Origin of the sequence: Paenibacillus intestini, from assembly GCF_030803945.1 — a bacterium.
Classification (GTDB): Bacteria; Bacillota; Bacilli; order Paenibacillales; family Paenibacillaceae; genus Paenibacillus; species Paenibacillus polysaccharolyticus.
Genome location: NZ_JAURUN010000001.1, coordinates 473,906 through 491,378, shown reverse-complemented (window position 1 = coordinate 491,378; position 17,473 = coordinate 473,906). Strand labels below are relative to the sequence as shown.

Genomic DNA, 17,473 nt, shown 5'->3' with positions numbered 1-17,473 from the left:
CCTTATGCATGTCAGTGCTGTCTCTCGTTTCAAAGAAAACATTGCGTACTTTCGTACATGTTTATTTCATGCATGATTATTAGTAGATTTTTCGAGCTTGCTCATCCTGAATACCGCTCTTGCGATAAAAATACGTGTTAATCATATCGCGCCATTCCTTCGCGTGATCTGCCTGTTCCTCCTGCAGCGTAGCTACCTTGTTAAAGATGACTGGATCCACTTTACCTTCCAGCTCTCTCCATGTTTCGAGTAAAGCTTCAGCCTGCGCAGCACCTTCGAAATGAGTATCGTAGATGTGCTGGATAACCGTTTTACCGGAATGTAACACATGCGTGTACGGGACGTGATGGAAAAAGAGAATTAACTCATCGGGACAAGTCTCCAGTGATTCATATCTTGCTGCATTTTCCGCATGATATTGGGAAGTATAACCTGTACCACTCTTCACCGTCCGATCAACCCCAATTCCATGACAGTCCGCAAAGTGATACGTTCCCCATTTGGAATACTCGTAACCATCCACATTAGGTCCGTAATGATGATCCGGGTTTACCATCCAGCCTACACCGAGAGGTGCAGTATAATTTTCATAGATGTCAAGTGAAGACAGCAACATACCCGTAACCCGCTCTACGACTTGCTCATCATGTCCAAACGTTAATCTCACCCATTCATCTGCGATGGCTTCTGCCGAGAGCTCAGGATTCCACCCCAGTCTGCCATATCCGTACAAATTCGCTTGAGCCAGCGGATGGCCTGTCCAACTTGCATCCGCACCGATGTTGGATACAGCCGCAAATCCACTGTACTGGCGCTGATAGAGGGAACCGTCTGCAATGCGCTTGATCTCTGAGCCTTTGCCCTTGGCATACGTGTCAAAATCCAGAATTTCCTTCCACTGTGGCACAAGATAAGCCAGATGACGCTGTTGTCCTGTGTATTCTTGCGTAATCTGGAACTCGATCACTTGATTCGTATTCTCCATCGCCCCAAATAAAGGGGATACTGCTTCTCTAACCTGAAAATCCATAGGTCCATTTTTAATCTGCAAAATGACATTGTCTGCAAACCGTCCGTCTAGCGGTTTAAAGTGGTCATAAGCCGCGCGAGCCCGATCTGTAGTACGATCCCGCCAGTCCTGCTTGCAGTCGTATACGAAGCACCGCCAGATGACAAGTCCGCCAAAGGGACGAAGGGCTTCTGCAAGCATGTTTGCACCGTCTGCATGGTCACGATTGTATGTGAACGGCCCCGGACGATTTTCAGAATCGGCCTTGATCACATATCCGCCAAAATCCGGAATCACAGCGTACACCTTCGCCGTTTGAACGTTCCACCACTCACGTACCTGATCATCCAGTGGATCAGCTGTCTGCAAGCCACCAACTTCGATTGGACTGGCGTAATTGGCACAAAGAAACAAGCCAATACCATACGCTCTGAATTCAGCCGCTACCTTCGCAACATCACCAAGGTATCGCTCTGTCAGAAACAGACTCTCTTGTTTATGCACATTCACGTTATTAATCGATATCGCATTGATTCCGGTTGAAGCCAGTAATCGGGCATAGTCTCGAATCCGCCCTAAATCCTGCGTGAACTCACCGTTTTCGTAAAAAATAGAACGCCCGGCATATCCCCGCTCAATACTGCCGTCCACATTATCCCACTGATTAATCATGCGCAGTTGATTCACGGGTTTCTCTGTAATAAATAAAGGCTTCTCTCCGTCAAGAGCCGAACCGGCCTCTTCTGACTTACCTTGCTTTAATGTCAGTTCACGAAGCAAATGAAAAACAGCATATAAAACACCTTGCGGCGTCTCTGAACCAATAATCAGTTCCTGGCGAGACTCATCTTCACGAATGATAAAACCCTCACCCTGTACAGCAGCACGTTCCGCCTCCGTAAACGCACTTGTCACCTGATTGTTCCCTGCCCAGGTGCCCACTCGGATTGAAGGTTTACGTTGTTCGTCTGAATCCGTGCTTTGGGTCTGAGAATGGCGAATGACAGGCTGTTCACCGTATAACTTACCGAGCCCTTGCTTGAGCTCGGTAAGAGCGGTATCGATGACCAGATGCTGTTCCTGTACATCAATATGCCGGCTCCAGAGAGGAGCTGCCGTTCTCGTTCCCGTAGCCCCTTTCGCTTCTGGTAGTGCAACATGATAACCTAGCCATGCTTCATATTGCGGGCCGGACAGTCCAGATTGTACGGTAGTTTGACTCATTGTACAGCCTCCTTGCTTGCATAGATCTGTGCAAGACGATTATTTTTGCCTTCAAGCAACCACAGTATAGAAGTTACGCCACGTGGATAATATTTGCTGCCGACAGCAACACCGGATAAGATCTGGTCACTCCAGCACCAGTAGGATTCCTTCGGATGAAGCAACCATTCCACATGAGTTGCATCCGCTGCTTTCCCAGTCTCATCCCACTCCACACCCAGAATCTCACGTGTGATAAATTGGGACAAATAGATTTTGCTCAACCAGGAGTTGTTGCTTGTCGAAGACAGCTTCCAGCCACCATCTTCAAACAGGCATATTCCTGGAACTAGCACCGTTTTTAGATGTGTATGCAGTGCCTTGATATAGGGTCCGAACCGACCGTTAACATCGAGTGCCGCTTCACAACCTGTAAAATACGGGAATACCAGACCTTCAATCGCCGGAATGATACGCGAATCGTTATTTTCCGCAATAACCGCCGGGATGTAACCTCCGTCAGTCAATTGAGCAGCGACGCTTGCCGCACAGCGATCTGCTTGTTTTCCTGCCTGATGAGACAGCTCTGAGAGCTTCTCGCCTGCAAACAATTTTTCGAGTGCAACGTAGACAGCCCAGCATTTACCCGCAAGATAGATATTGTTCCGCGATTGTCCAAGGGATACGTCCAAACTGTCGTACGTGGTAATCTCTGCCCCGCCTTGTGTACGGCTGCTATCCAGTCCCATTAAGCCATTACGTTGATCTTCTTCTGGATGGTCACGGTTAAGCATACTTTGGAAGCATTCCTGAATAACCGGCAACATCTCAGTCACAAACTCCCGATCTTGCGTCTGCTCAATATATACCGTTGCGCAGCAAAGCCAGTTGACAAGCTCTTCATGGCTCATCTGAGAGAAACAGTCATCAATGCCGACGAGTTCATAAGCCGAATGACCCGGACGGGAAAATACATTGGCGATACCAATATCATGTGTAAACGTAATGCCGCCCGGATGAAGTGTCTCTTCTCCAGGGAAGCGAACCTGATCCGTATAACTATAACGCTTCACAAACCACTCCAGCTCATTACGAACAGTCCATGGATTAAGAGCAAGCTCGAAGTACAGCTGATCTGCGGTCAGATCCAGCGTATTCATCATCCGATATTCGCCTTCATTCACAATCCAGAGCGGCTCGCCATCTGCATCGAGAAGTTGAGTGCTCGCATAGTAGCTGTGGATGGAATGGGCAAGCATATAGGACTGATCTTCGCTAAGCGCTGCCGTTCCAAGTCGCCGATCTACTTCGGCACAGGATGCAGTCAATGCATCAAAACGATCGAGCGCATACTCACCCGCTTGCAGAATGTCAGCAAAGTAACGTGTGTACCAATACGTGGTGTCCATACCGGTAGTTACAATTCCTCCCCGATAGAAACATACCGCGAATTGGAACGTGCGTTTCTGGCCTGCCGGAACTTCCATCAGTAATACCGATGTAGATCCTAAGCCAAATGCCAGATTGTCACGATGTTTTTCCTCTAAAATTTTCTCCAGCGTAAATCCGCGTGCAGGCCACAGACCTTCATTTTTCGACACAATAGCTGTCAGACGCCCTTGTCCAACCCCTGTCAATGGTCCTCCCTCTGGTCCACCAATTAAACGCATCGCAGAATACGGATCACTACCTTGATAACCGAAGTACCCTTTACGGGTTTTCTCGCCTTGGCTGTTGTCAATGGTCATCTCGACCAACACTGCGGGTACGAGTGCATCCATCAGCGCTTCACGATCTGCACTCTTCGGATGCGGAACGGGACGTACAGGCGAATAAATACGGAATTCAAGATCTCCTGCATTCCATGTATCTGTCCCCGAAGTGAACTCCCGAGTAATGTCTTCATCCCGAAACGCAGAGATCAACGGCTTTGCCCCCGCACCGTCAGACTGACTTCCACTGTCCAGCTTCTCCACATCATAACGACTGCTCTCATCTTCACTCGCTTCATAAAAAGGCAATGCCTGATAATGCTCTCCATCACAAACTTGTAATCCTATATATACGTTTTGGTCAGCCGGCTTCCCAAGTTCAAGCCCCAGCCCACCTTTAGCCCCTTTGTAACCTAGCGTGAAACTGGCAAATGCACCGATTGGTGCGTGATGAGCATTGTAAAAAATAGAATTGGATGTACTCATTCTTCATAACCTCTCTCGGAATAAGATATGCATGCGTTTTCATTAGCCCCATCCTATCACGCAGTGTCCGTCCAGACCATGAACAAATCAATCGGATATTTACCCAAATCAAGCTGAAATATGATAAAATATAAAGCGGTTACACTTTTAAAATTTTAATAAATTCGTTTTAAATATGTACATAACATAGCGTAACATGACCCAACATAAGGAGGAATTCAAATGTCTTCCACGTATTTACCTCCCGATCTGGGAGAAAGTGTGCATGAAGTGTTTTACCCAGATGTGCAAACCACCGTTAACTTGTTCGCCATTCATCTGCGCAGTGTCGGACCCGATTGGGACTATCCGGCGCACGAGCATCCTCAATATGAGCTCAATTATGTAACAGAGGGTGTGCAGTATATGACCATAAACGGTAATTTATATGTACAAAACGCTGGCGAGCTCCTGCTGATTCCTCCGGGAAGCATTCATTCCAGCCAGAGCCGAAGCGGACAAGGCTTCACCTACTTCTGTATGCATTTTGATATTGATGATCAGCTGTTTCTCTCTCTTCTGGCACGAATCAAGCAAGTATTATTCGGAGCAGACAGCCCGGTTACCCAGCAGATTGAACCTGTGCTACATAAGCTCATGTCCTCTGCCCACGATCAATCCCCCAGTGCTATGGTACAGCGCATGCAACTGCAATCCGCGGTATTTGAGCTGTTTGGTCACCTCTGGGAGACGGTGTCTCAGGAAGCAGTCCAGACGTTTGCGGGTGGGTACGAAAAGATTGAACTGGCGCATCAGATTCGTACTCGGCTTCAAGGACTAATGAGCCAGCAATTCAAACAAGGCGATGAATCCGACAGCCACTATGGGATCGATGATATCGCCGCAGAACTCGGCATCAGTACTTCGCATTGCAATCGTGTGTTCAAACAAATATTCGGGCAGTCCCCCCGTACCGTTCTATCCCAAATGGTGCTGCACGAGGCCAAAGTTTTACTAGGTAATCCACAGCTCTCTGTACAAAATATCGCAGTGATGCTTGGATATAAGGATATCGCCCATTTTAGCCGTCAATTCAAACGGTGGTCGGGGAAGTCCCCTTCACAATATAGACAGGAACAGCCTGCTCTGGAGTAATGTCCAGCAGCAGGCTGTTTTATTTGATGTTTACGTTACATATCGTTATTTCAGCAAACGTTTGATCAGATTCAATTTGTTATTGTAAGGCGGGTACAGCATATGCGGATTAAGCTTGGTACTCTTTTTCAAAACACTTTTCATATGTGAAAAGGTCTCGAAGCTGTACCCTCCATGGTAGGAGCCAATACCAGAATGACCTACTCCTCCAAACGGTAGCCGTGGATTGGCCACATGTGTAATCGTATCGTTAATGCATCCTCCGCCAAAAGAAACCTCGTTTAACACTTTATCCTGAACAGCTGAATCGGATGTGAACAGGTACAAGGCTAACGGCTTTGGGCGTTTAACAATATTACTAATAGCTTCATCTAAATGACTATAACTGATAATTGGCAAAATCGGCCCAAAAATCTCGTCTTCCATCGTAGCTGCATTCCACGATTCCGCGTCAATTAAGGTCGGTTCAATAAAGCGATCCTCTTCATCGGAAGTCCCTCCATAGATAACTTGATCCCGATCTCGTTCAATAAGAGCAGTCAAACGTTTAAAGTGTGACTTGTTCACGATGCGCCCATAGTCCTTGTTGCGCTGAATGTCCGTTCCAAAGAAGTTTACAATCGCAGCTTTCATCGCATCAATTAAAGGCTGTTTTACACGCTCATGTACGAGCAGGTAATCCGGGGCGATACAGGTCTGTCCCGTGTTGAGCAATTTGCCCCAAATAATCCGCTCGGCTGCTACTTGAATGTCTGCCTTCTCATCCACGATAACAGGGCTTTTCCCGCCTAGTTCGAGCGTGACGGGAACAAGGTTTTTCGCTGCGGCCTCCATCACGATTTTACCAACGGGTACACTGCCTGTAAAAAAGATATAGTCGAACGACGCATGGATAAGCGCTGTTGTTGTGTCTTTGGCTCCTTCGACCACTTGCACATATTCCGGCTCAAATACTTCAGCGATCAATTCCTTAATAACAGCTGATACAGCCGGCGTGTTCTCAGAAGCTTTGAGCACCGCCGTGTTGCCCGCGGCAATCGCACCAACCAGAGGTTCGATAAGGAGCTGAAAAGGATAATTGAACGGCCCAATAATGAGCACCGCACCATACGGTTCAGGAAGGATAAAACTTTTGGAGCCAAGGAGAGCCACTTGTGTCCTAACCTTAACAGGCTTCACCCACTTTTTGATTTTACGCATCGTGTGTGTAATGCTGTCGAGCATAAATCCAATCTCTGTCGTATACGACTCAAATTCACTTTTCCCCAAGTCTTGATAGAGTGCCTCGGTCAATCCGGATTCATGTTTCTGAATGGCCTGTTTTAAACGTCTTAAACGCTCTATTCGAACTTCCGCTGGTCTCGTGGCACCGGAACGGAAAAATGTACGTTGTTTCTCCAGAATGACGTGTACATCTTCGTGTGTTAATTCTTGAAACGTAGTCATAATGCTCACTCTCCTTCGTTGATTATTGATGAAAGGTTTAAACTGACGAACCTATACGTTACATGCCGTAGCATGTTAAGCCTTTTCTTGTTGTTGTGCAATCCGACTGTAGATTAATCGAGCGCTGAATCAGCTACTTATTTATAGGCATTCCTCTTCAAGCGCAGCTACAAGCTGTTTAAGCAGATCGACGGAAGCGTGCAGCGAAGCTGAATAATAACGCTGCGTTCCCTTCTGTTCCACGGAAATGAGCCCTTTCTCCAGCAGCAACTTCAAATGGTGGGATATCGCTGGACGGGACAGGCTGGAATGTTCCGTAATCTCATTCACTGTCATATGGCCTTTTTCACTCAGCATGAGCAAAATCGATTGGCGATGGTTGTCACTCAGAACTTGAAACAGCGGGATACATGTTTGGAAAATGGTTATGGCCTTCTGACCCATATTTACACCTCGATTATCATTCTGCGTTCTATATGATCGCTATCCTTCTACGAACTTCATAGCTTTTATTTCTATTTGTTTAAATATTTAAACCTATGTGATGAATTGTACCTCCTTATCTCAAAAATCTCAAGCAAAATAGCTCAAAGAAACCAATCCGTTATAAATAAAACGCTTCCACTCTACCATACTTGTATGGTAGTATGGCAATGAAGGAGTTGAAGTTGTGGAACATACCCCCAGATTATCATCCAAAGCCGGTTTATCGCCCTTGTCAGGCCACCTCTCGGCGTTGAACAAGCAATCTTACTCGACGCGAGATTTGGTCTATGACACGCTGAAACAACAGATTTTGAGTCTGCAGTTACCTCCAGGTACGGCCATTTCGGAGAAAGAAATCGCCCTGGACTTTCAGGTTAGCCGGACTCCTGTGCGCGAAAGTTTTGTCCGACTCGCTCAGGAAGGTCTGCTGGAAGTGTATCCCCAGCGTGGAACGTATGTCTCTCTGATTCAACTGGATCTCGTCGAAGAAGCCCGATTTATGCGCGAGCAGCTGGAGCGAGCTGTCATCCGTCTAGCTTGTGCACAATTTCCAGAAGAGCAGATGTTGGCCCTTGAACAAAATCTTGCAGAGCAGCAGCAATGCCTGAGCGAACCGGATGATGAACACATGTTTCAACTGGATGAGGAGTTCCATAGCAGTCTTTTTGCTGGCTGTAACAAAAGCAACACCTGGACGGTGATTCAGCAGATGAATGTGCATTTGAATCGCAGCCGGATGCTCCGTCTGTCTTCCGATCATCATTGGGATCACTTAATCGAGCAGCACCGATCCATGGTTCAGGCGATTCAGCAGCATGATGCAGAGAAAGCAGAACGTCTGATGCAGGAACATCTGTATCTGACAGTCACGGATCTGGCTGTTCTGCGGAGTACATATCCTTCCTATTTCCAATAAGTAAAGAATTTCTGCTTGCACATCGTAATACATGTTGTTTCTTCCACTAATGAGGATGAGGTGAATGAGATGAAGATGGTTTTTCGCTGGTTTGGCGAAGGCAATGATACGGTATCGCTGGATCAGATCCGGCAAATTCCGGGCGTCGAAGGCATTGTATGGGCACTACATGATGTTCCTGCAGGCGAAGAATGGCCGATGGACAAAATACTTGCTGTCAAGACAGCTGCGGACCAAGCCGGACTACATCTGGATGTCGTAGAAAGTGTTAATATTCATGAAGATATCAAGCTTGGACTGCCTTCAAGGGATAAATATATTAGCAACTACATTAAAACCATGGAGAAACTTGCCCAAGTGGGTGTCAAAGTGATCTGTTATAATTTTATGCCGATCTTCGATTGGTTGCGTACGGATCTGCACAAAGAAATGGAGGACGGATCAACAGCCCTCTTCTATGAAGCTAGCAAAATTGAAAACATTGAACCACTGGAACTGGTTCGCAAAATTAATGAAAACTCCACCCTCACGATGCCGGGTTGGGAACCGGAACGACTACAGTATCTCACAGGTTTGTTTGAAGCCTATAAAGATGTGACCGAGGACGATATGTGGGAGAACGCACGTTACTTCCTGCAAGAGATCATTCCTACCGCCGAGCGGCTTGGCATTCGAATGGCGATTCATCCCGATGACCCGCCATGGCCGATCTTTGGTCTGCCTAAAATTATAATCAATCAGGACAATGTTCGCAGATACCTGAATCTATATGATAGTCCGTCGAATAGTGTAACGCTGTGTAGCGGATCTCTCGGTGCCAATCCAGACAATGATATCATCGGTATGATTCATGAGTTCAGTGATCGGATTCCGTTTGCTCACATCCGGAATGTGAAGGTCTATGAAAATGGTGACTTTATCGAAACCTCTCACCGCAGTCAGGACGGAAGTGTAGATATCGCGGGTGTTGTAGAAGCCTATCACGATATTGGTTTTGAAGGATACGCCAGACCGGACCACGGTCGACATCTGTGGGGAGAAGAATGTAGACCAGGCTATGGACTATATGATCGTGCACTCGGAATTATGTATCTCTGGGGTGTCTGGGATTCACTACAAAGGAGGGCAAACGTATGAGCGAACACCATTCGAACCTGAATCTGGAGCGTACTTCTCGCCTTCAAGGTAAAACAGCCGTGATTACCGGAGGGGCAGGCGTATTATGCCGCTCCATGGCTGAAGAACTCGCAAGACACGGCGCCAAGGTGGCCATCCTGAACCGGACGGTATCCAAAGGTCAAGACGTTGCATCCGCAATTGAAAAAGCAGGTGGCCGTGCCATTGCCGTTGCATGTGATGTCACCCAAGCCGAAAGTGTTCAGGCGGCGGCAGATATTGTTCGCGAGCAACTCGGCCCATGTGACATATTGATTAATGGTGCTGGCGGCAATAACGCCAGTGCCAACACAACAAATGAAATTTTTAAACCGGAGGATTTGGGTAATCCTGATGTGACCACCTTTTTTGATGTAAGTGTAGAGGGGTTTCGGCAGGTCATGGATCTGAACTTTGTCGGCTCCCTCATCCCTACTCAAATTTTTGCCAAACACATGATTGAGCGCGATGTACCGGCTACGGTCATTAATATATCGTCCATGAGTGCCCCATCTCCTATGACCAAAGTACCTGCGTATAGTGCTGCCAAGGCGGCTATTAACAATTTAACACAATGGCTCGCTGTGCATCTGGCAGAGTCAGGGATTCGGGTCAATGCGATTGCTCCAGGCTTCTTCCTGACCGAGCAGAACCGCAACTTGCTCTTGCAGCCAGACGGCTCACCTACGGAGCGTTCCAGCAAAATTATTGCGCATACCCCAATGCGCCGTTTTGGTAAACCGGAGGATCTGCTCGGTACGTTAATGTGGCTGGCAGATGAGCATCAGTCCGGCTTTGTAACGGGTATTGTTGTCCCTGTAGACGGCGGATTCATGGCTTATTCCGGGGTGTAGCCCTCATTTTTGGATACATCGATTGTCTGAAACAGATTCACACTCCAACCGAACCTCGTGATATGCTCACGGGCTTCGGTTTTTTTTGCGTTGATTTGATCCTCAAGTGATAAGGAATAAATTGCATCGTTGTGGGCAAGGATTGAGGGTGTAAAGGGTGGTGATGCATATATGATGGAGGAAACTACGGTCGTTGCTGTGCGAGCGATTATCGCTTTTCTCACCTTAATTGTCTATACGAGGGTACTGGGAAAACAACAAATGGGCAACCTGACCTATTTTGATTATATTAACGGCATTACGATTGGCTCCATTGCCGGTACGTTTGCCACGGATTTGTCGTCCAAAGCGTGGATTCATTTTGTAGCGTTAACCATCTTCACCTTGATCACCATCATTTTTCAATACATTACGCTGAAAAGCCGAGCCTTCTCCCAAATTATGGACTCCGATCCCACCCTGGTCATTCAGAATGGCAAAATTCTGGAACAAAATCTGAATCAAATGCGCGTGAAGTTCGACGAACTCACCATGATGCTACGGCAAAAGGATGTATTTGACCTGACCACGGTCGATTATGGCATTTTAGAGCCAGATGGCACCTTATCCATTGCTTTGAAACCAGAGAATCAGCCCGTAACCGCAAAGGATATGCACATGCACCCACCATCCCAGAAACTCATGACCGAGCTTATTATCGACGGTGTATTAATGAAAGAAAAACTGGCCGAGCGCAATAAGGACAGCAGCTGGTTAACCGAACAATTGAAAAAACAAAACCTGACGATTCAGGACATTGCATTTGCTGCCATTTTACCGAATGACAAGTTATATATCGATTTGTATAAGGATCGGTTATCAGACATGACCAGCACGGATGAGAAAAAAAAACGTAACTGATCTGAATGAATCTAATATATTTGAACTCATAAAAACAATCTGACCAAACTTGTCCCGGGAGGTTCGGAAATGAAAAAGCATAAATGGCTTCTCTATACGATCCCCATTATCATGCTTTTGCTGTTCATCGCGATCATGATTAGCGGCCCTTGGCTCAAAAAACCTTTTGGCACGCAAGATCGCTTACTGGAATCCATCCAGAAGCTGGAGAAGCAGGTTCTGGACAAGCAGTGGACTCAAGCCAAAGATCAGATCGAGTATTCCCTGCAAGCTTGGCATCGGATCGTCAACCGCATTCAATTCAGCGTGGAGCGTGAGAGTATTTATGATATTCTGGGCGCACTTGCACGAATCCAGGGCGGTATTGCGGCGCAGGATGATCAAGCGATTATGGAGGAAATTTATTATTTTTATGCCTTATGGGATAACCTCGGGGACTAACACTTCGCACTATCCAAAGGGAGCTGCTACTAACTCGCAAATTATGCTGAGTGATACAAAACAAAAAAACAATATAAAAACACCTCCTTTTCAGAAAAAGGAAGTGTTCTTTGTTCATCCTTCGGACTTTCGCCCTATCTACATTACGTTCTATGCTCTGTTTAATCCACGGGATTTCGACTTCGAGGGACTTGAGGTTCCTTCTTTTCGGAAGAAAAGTGCAAGAGCTCCCTTTGCACACCATAGCGCAAACAATGCAAACAGCGTACCCCAGAACAGAGCTGGCATGAACGTCTGTTGCGCCAGATTGGCTGCATCTCCGGCCTGAGATGGACGGGTCCAGGATGCCCAACCGATATACATCGCACTAACGACGGACTCTTCGAGCGTAATAAAGGCCAGTAGCAGATAGTAGTACTTCGCGATTTTCACACCAAAAATCATAATAACTACATTCAACGCGATAAACCCGGTCAACCACAACATTCCGAATTCACCTCTGACATATAACACCAGCGACACAAGTGCCACAGCCGTCATAACTCCCAAGCCCCACATGTGCCGCCCTTTGCGGTACAAGTAAAACAGAAGCCATGCAAAAAGCGATGCACCAATGTATCCTGCCAGCGAAACAAATATCGCTCTCCCCGATGTCAACATAGATGAATACGTGACACCGCTATGATCGGCGTATAATTCAATGCGTAACACTTTACCGGACAAAACCAGTGTCATCAGCGCATGAGCGAATTCATGAATCATCGTATCGAGATTACGGAACAAGGATGAGAACGGGATGAATCGGGTCAGAAATACAGAGGCCATTAGAAAAAGGATCGTTTTGAGCCACTTGTTCAATCTGTTCAAACCTCCTTGCCTTCAACTAGCGAGCCTATCCATTATAGTACGTCAGGCTTCCCTGCTTCGTTTCGTCTTTTGAAGTCAAGCGCGCATTGCTCCATCCACCAGCAAAAGCTGCGATTGTGCCCAATGAAAAAAGAAGATAGATCATATCGACCACGCCCTTTCTCAAAAGTCACCAAAAGTCGATTTCGCATCCGCAAAATGGCATCGTTCACGAACTGTTCGGCGGCTTTGCTCTGGATAAGCGTTACATACGCATATAGTGAATGATCGACAGGTTCATCCAGCGGACTAACCCCGGCACATGAAAACTCGGTCTGCACCCCTGCTTCATGGAGCAGGCTCAGGGAGCGAACCAGCTCTGCGTCGACCTCTACCCCGTTCCATATCACCGTCCGTTTGGGAGACACGGTTCGTTTGTCCCGTTCGGTCCAGTGCAACAGTTCCTGTTTCCGTCTTCTCCACAGATGTACAGGCTGTTCACTGAGCAGTACTTCCTGTTCCTCAAATTCTTCATGTACGTTCATCATGTTCCTCCTGGTCTGCATATCCAAACGTCTCAAACGAAAAAGAGCACATCACTGTGCTCTCTGCTTCGCAAAAGGCAAAGGAATAGGTCACGTTCATTCCTCAGCATGTTGTTATATTGTACCTTTTTCGGTGAAAAGCATCAAATGCTCATTAAAGTTCCTATTCGTTCAATGCCAGCTTCAGCGCTTCCAGATTCTCTCTCATCACGCTAATGTAGTCCTTGCCCGCTTTAACCTCATCCTCGGTTAAACCTTCGATAGGATTCAACACAGCCGTCTTGGCTCCAATCTCCTTAGCAATAGTTTCAGATACTTTGGATGAAACGAGTGTTTCGAAAAAGATTGTTTTCACCTTGTGTTCCTTGGCAAAATCAATGACAGTTGCCATCTGAGCTGCGGATGGTTCCTGTTCAGGAGACAACCCGGCAATCGGAACCTGCTGCAAACCATACTCCGCTGCCAGATATGCAAAAGCCGCGTGTTGTGTAATAAAGTCCTTCCGTTTGCTGTCCTTCACAGCCGCTTTGAAGTCCTGATCCAGTGCTTCCAGCTTGGCAATATATGCATCGGCGTTTTGTTTGAACTGGTCTGCATGCTGCGGGGCCGCTTTGGCAAGTCCAGCTTCAATGTTTCGTACTTCCTTTATAGCGAGCGCTGGTGACAGCCACACGTGAGGATCAAGCCCGCCATGGTCGTGGTCATGCTCTTCACCTGTTACGGCGTTATGGTCATGCTCGTGACCTTCCTTCGCAGAGGCGTCATCTGCGTGATCATGTTCTTCAGTGGTTGTTGCTTTGTCCTCATGGTCATGGTCATGTTCCTCTTCTTCTCCACCTTCACGAATGCTAATCCCTTGACTGGCTTCCACCTGCACAAGTTTGCTATTGCTTAGGCTGTCTTTGACCTGATCCATCCAGGACTCCATGCCTGCCCCGTTGTAGACGAGAACATCTGCTTTTTCAATGCTCGCGATGTCCTGAGGCGTTGGTTCCCAATCATGCGGCTCCATGGCTGGCGGAATAAGCGTATGTACATCAGCCAGATCGCCCGCTACATTTTTCGTAAAATCATACATTGGATAAAAGCTGACCTCTACATTTAATTTTTGCTCCGAAGCCGCTGGAGTACTAGCTGCTGCAGCTTGATCCGGATTGGAGGTTGTTGTTTTTTGGCCGCAACCTGTTGCAACAATTGCCAAACTGAAGATAATTCCCAGCGCTGAAGTTTTGCCCAATTTCATAGTCTGAATTCCCCATTTCATCTTTATGTGTTGCTTTTTGAATGAATATATAATGTTGCTGTCTTCTGCTTAACGGCGCGATGACGTTTACGATTGTATAGTGAAATCAGCTTTTGGGCTGATATTCCAGTCAACAGGAAAAGTAACAGGATGAGTGCAATGGTTCCTCCCGGAGGTGTATTCCATTGATACGAAGCGGTGAGCCCGCTAAAAATGCCCATCAATCCTGTAACGATAGAAATAACAACGGCTGCGGCAAAACTGCGTGCAACCCTCAAAGCTAATGCTGCCGGCAATACAATAAGTGCAGATACGAGCAGCACACCGACAATCGGCATCGCAGAGGCCACGGTCATTCCGGTTAGTATCGCAAAGGCAAATGATAAACCTTTCACCTGTACGCCTCCAATGGAGGCCGTCTCTTCATCAAAGGTCAAATTGTACAACGGTCTTCGCAAAACGAAAAAAAAGGTCAATCCAATCAAACATACCGCTGCCATCATCCACAGCTGGATATTACTCACCGCGACGATGGAACCAAACAGATAAGAACTGAAAGTTTTGGAAAGATTCATTTTTAGACTCATTAATACAACAGCCAAAGCCAGACCAGATGTCATAATGATTGCAACCGGCACCTCACTGTACGTCCGATAGCTTCGCCGTAGCTGCTCGACCAGCAGAGCACCAATAATTGCAACAGCGAAGCCGCTTAGAAGCGGATTCAGGTTCATAACCGAACCTAGGGCAACCCCTGCCAGTGAAACGTGAGAAAGTGTATCAGCCATAAGTACCTGCCGTCGAAGCATCAGATATACACCCAGAATAGGTGCAATGATTCCGATTAGTCCTCCAGCCCAGAAAGCACGTTGCATGAATTCGTACTCAAACACTGCCATTCCTCACTTTCTTGTCTCTCCAAGGTGATCGTTCGATCCAGCCGGTTACCCACTTCTTCGAGACCGTGTGTGACCATAATGATGGTGAGACCATGAACATCTGCATAGTGACGCATCAATTCATAGAACCCTTCTCTACTGCGCCGATCCATCCCGGTGGTGGGCTCATCCAGCACAAGCACTTGCGGCTGTCCAGCCAGGGCTCGTGCGATACAGATTCGCTGCTTCTGTCCGCCCGAAAGCTCTCCTACGCGTGCGTTGCGGTATTCCCACATGCCGACCTCACGCAGGCTTCGTTCAACAATCGCTTCTTTGTCTGAGGTGAATCGCCGAAAAAGACCTAAACTGTGATAACAACCGGATCGCACCAGTTCGATGACTGTACTGGGAAAACCACTATTAAACGAGGCTACTTGCTGAGGTACGTAACCGATCTCCAGCTTTTTACCTCGAAGTTGCTGTGTATTCATATGTACCGAACCGCTCCAGGGCTTCAAGAGCCCCAGCAACAGCTTCAGCATGGTTGTCTTCGCAGAGCCATTCGGCCCCGTGATGCCGACAAATTCACCCACATGAATATCCAACGACAGATGATCAATGACGGGCTCTTTACCATATCCAAATACGACATCACGCATGGAAGATAAAATCATGGGTTAACCTCTTTCCATTTTCGTAAATATTACGATTTAAAAAAATCAAAATTTTTTAGCGGGTTTCCCGGTGAATCGTCATCTTCTTCAAACGAGGCGAATACTTCTTCATCTCCAGACGTTCCGGATGGTTACGCTTGTTCTTCGTTGTTGTATAGTTGCGATCCCCGCACTCCGTGCAGGCTAAAGTTACAATGACTCTCATGATGTTGCCTCCCTTTATCTATTCGTAATTATTACTATTTAATGATAGTAGCCTATGCCTTTTCTTTTGTCAACTTCTTCTCTTAGCTCCACTGTGGAAAAGGGTCTTTCAGCTCGCGCCAGTTCATCTGCATCTCTTCATCTGTAAGTAATGTCTCATCCAATGTTCGTTCAATGGCTGCACGATCCATATCGATCCCGATAAACACCAGCTTGGTTACCCGGTCACCCCACTCTTCATCCCAATCGGGAATAGCTGGAAGCGTGTCGCCAAAATGAAGTTGCCGCTCTTCCTCACTCATCGCCCCTACCCATATTCCTGCCGGTGCAAGCTGTTTGGACGTACCCGCATGGCTAAATGAAATGGCCATATGGTTGCGAGTAGCCATCCACATTAACCCTTTGGAGCGAACGATACTGTCTGGCCATTTGGCAATCCAGCGCAGCAGGCGCTCGGGATGGAATGGGCGTTTGCGGTGATATACAAACGAATGAATACCGTATTCCTCGGTCTCAGGCGTATGCTCCTCTTTCATCAATTCGCGGATCCAGCCCGCGGACTGGCTTGCTTTTTCAAAATCAAACCGACCGGTATTCAAAATCTCTCTCGGATCAATCTGTCCATGCGTCGTGCGAACCAACTTGGCCTCTGGCTGCATCGCATGCAGTGCTTTTTCCAGCTTCGATAGCTCTTCTTCGGATACCAGATCACATTTGTTCAGCACAAGAACGTCGCAAAATTCAACCTGGTCGGTCAGCAAATGCACAATGCCCCGCACGTCATCTTCTCCGGCTTCCTGTCCGCGATCCTTAAGCGTCTCTTTCGAATAAAAGTCACGCCAAAACTGAGCGGCATCCACCACCGTTACCATCGTGTCTAGACGAGTGAATCGAGTCAGATCGATACCAAGTTCCTCGTCAATGTACGTAAATGTCTGAGCCACAGGAACGGGTTCGCCAATGCCCGTCGATTCAATCAATATGTAGTCGAACGACCCATCCAGCGCAAGCCGCTCCACCTCTTTTAACAAATCCTCACGAAGTGTGCAGCAGATGCACCCGTTCGACATCTCCACCAGCTTCTCATCAATCCTCGATAAACCGCCTCCGTCCCGAATCAACCCTGCATCAATATTGACTTCACTCAGATCGTTTACGATGACGGCGACACGCATGCCCTCCCGATTATGTAACACGTGGTTTAGCAATGTCGTCTTACCCGCTCCAAGATAACCGCTAAGAACCGTAACTGGCACTCGATTTTGAATATGTTGTTGTTTTTCTGATACTGACATTATTGCTTCCTCCACTTCTTATGGGTGAATTTAAGTGATCCATCAA

General features: G+C 47.2%; 17 protein-coding genes. 6 read left to right on the top strand and 11 right to left on the bottom strand.

The annotated features are described in order from the left end of the window. Positions 1-79: 79 nt before the first annotated feature. A complete protein-coding gene (locus J2T16_RS02180) occupies positions 80-2,233 on the bottom strand; it encodes an alpha-glucuronidase family glycosyl hydrolase (RefSeq protein ID WP_336120089.1) in 2,154 nt (717 codons plus the stop codon). After that, complete coding sequence (locus tag J2T16_RS02175) at positions 2,230-4,410, bottom strand: glycoside hydrolase family 52 protein (RefSeq protein ID WP_336120090.1); 2,181 nt, start codon at positions 4,408-4,410, stop codon at positions 2,230-2,232. Before J2T16_RS02175 ends, J2T16_RS02180 begins: the two co-directional genes overlap by 4 nt. 222 nt (positions 4,411-4,632) lie before the next feature. Here J2T16_RS02175 and J2T16_RS02170 point away from each other — a divergent pair, with 222 nt between their 5' ends. Continuing rightward, on the top strand, positions 4,633-5,544 hold the full coding sequence (locus J2T16_RS02170; RefSeq protein ID WP_336120091.1) for a helix-turn-helix domain-containing protein: 912 nt from the start codon (positions 4,633-4,635) through the stop codon (positions 5,542-5,544). Positions 5,545-5,589: 45 nt separating this feature from the next. On the opposite strand, the gene J2T16_RS02165 is transcribed toward J2T16_RS02170, so the two are convergent. Then, on the bottom strand, positions 5,590-6,990 hold the full coding sequence (locus J2T16_RS02165; protein WP_221789516.1) for an aldehyde dehydrogenase: 1,401 nt from the start codon (positions 6,988-6,990) through the stop codon (positions 5,590-5,592). A 141-nt stretch (positions 6,991-7,131) separates the two neighbouring features. Beyond that, on the bottom strand, positions 7,132-7,434 hold the full coding sequence (locus J2T16_RS02160) for an ArsR/SmtB family transcription factor (RefSeq protein ID WP_090916431.1): 303 nt from the start codon (positions 7,432-7,434) through the stop codon (positions 7,132-7,134). Between the two features lie 271 nt (positions 7,435-7,705). Between J2T16_RS02160 and J2T16_RS02155 the strand changes: the two genes are divergently transcribed. The 5 genes from J2T16_RS02155 (at position 7,706) to J2T16_RS02135 (ending at position 11,742) form a co-directional block, all read left to right on the top strand. Further along, a complete protein-coding gene (locus tag J2T16_RS02155; RefSeq protein WP_423246144.1) occupies positions 7,706-8,392 on the top strand; it encodes a GntR family transcriptional regulator in 687 nt (228 codons plus the stop codon). A 69-nt stretch (positions 8,393-8,461) separates the two neighbouring features. Then, positions 8,462-9,529 (top strand): mannonate dehydratase, encoded by a 1,068-nt coding sequence (uxuA, locus tag J2T16_RS02150; RefSeq protein WP_221789514.1) that lies wholly within the window; start codon positions 8,462-8,464, stop codon positions 9,527-9,529. After that, entirely contained in the window at positions 9,526-10,401 is an 876-nt protein-coding gene (locus tag J2T16_RS02145; protein WP_499017690.1) for an SDR family oxidoreductase, read from the top strand. Before uxuA ends, J2T16_RS02145 begins: the two co-directional genes overlap by 4 nt. Before the next feature lie 174 nt (positions 10,402-10,575). Then, the gene (locus tag J2T16_RS02140; protein WP_499017689.1) at positions 10,576-11,301 is read left to right on the top strand and encodes a DUF421 domain-containing protein; all 726 of its coding nucleotides are present in this window, start codon (positions 10,576-10,578) and stop codon (positions 11,299-11,301) included. Positions 11,302-11,370: 69 nt separating this feature from the next. Further along, positions 11,371-11,742, top strand: coding sequence for a DUF4363 family protein (locus tag J2T16_RS02135; RefSeq protein ID WP_221789511.1), 372 nt, complete (start codon positions 11,371-11,373; stop codon positions 11,740-11,742). A 150-nt stretch (positions 11,743-11,892) separates the two neighbouring features. Here the strand turns inward: J2T16_RS02135 and J2T16_RS02130 are convergent, their stop codons facing one another. The 7 genes from J2T16_RS02130 to J2T16_RS02100 all read right to left on the bottom strand — a co-directional run bounded on the left by J2T16_RS02130 (position 11,893) and on the right by J2T16_RS02100 (position 17,427). After that, positions 11,893-12,600, bottom strand: coding sequence for a M50 family metallopeptidase (locus tag J2T16_RS02130; protein WP_499017688.1), 708 nt, complete (start codon positions 12,598-12,600; stop codon positions 11,893-11,895). Positions 12,601-12,641: 41 nt separating this feature from the next. Then, positions 12,642-13,133, bottom strand: coding sequence for a hypothetical protein (locus J2T16_RS02125; RefSeq protein ID WP_154891883.1), 492 nt, complete (start codon positions 13,131-13,133; stop codon positions 12,642-12,644). A 163-nt stretch (positions 13,134-13,296) separates the two neighbouring features. Continuing rightward, on the bottom strand, positions 13,297-14,376 hold the full coding sequence (locus tag J2T16_RS02120) for a metal ABC transporter substrate-binding protein (RefSeq protein ID WP_221789510.1): 1,080 nt from the start codon (positions 14,374-14,376) through the stop codon (positions 13,297-13,299). Positions 14,377-14,399: 23 nt separating this feature from the next. Continuing rightward, complete coding sequence (locus J2T16_RS02115; protein ID WP_221789509.1) at positions 14,400-15,275, bottom strand: metal ABC transporter permease; 876 nt, start codon at positions 15,273-15,275, stop codon at positions 14,400-14,402. After that, positions 15,221-15,928 carry a metal ABC transporter ATP-binding protein gene (locus J2T16_RS02110; RefSeq protein WP_221789508.1) on the bottom strand — a complete coding sequence of 236 codons (708 nt, stop codon included), beginning with the start codon at positions 15,926-15,928 and terminating at the stop codon, positions 15,221-15,223. Before J2T16_RS02110 ends, J2T16_RS02115 begins: the two co-directional genes overlap by 55 nt. A gap of 55 nt (positions 15,929-15,983) precedes the next feature. Then, positions 15,984-16,133 carry a 50S ribosomal protein L33 gene (gene rpmG, locus J2T16_RS02105; protein ID WP_036613813.1) on the bottom strand — a complete coding sequence of 50 codons (150 nt, stop codon included), beginning with the start codon at positions 16,131-16,133 and terminating at the stop codon, positions 15,984-15,986. 82 nt (positions 16,134-16,215) lie between these two features. Further along, entirely contained in the window at positions 16,216-17,427 is a 1,212-nt protein-coding gene (locus J2T16_RS02100; RefSeq protein ID WP_499017687.1) for a GTP-binding protein, read from the bottom strand. Positions 17,428-17,473 lie beyond the last annotated feature (46 nt).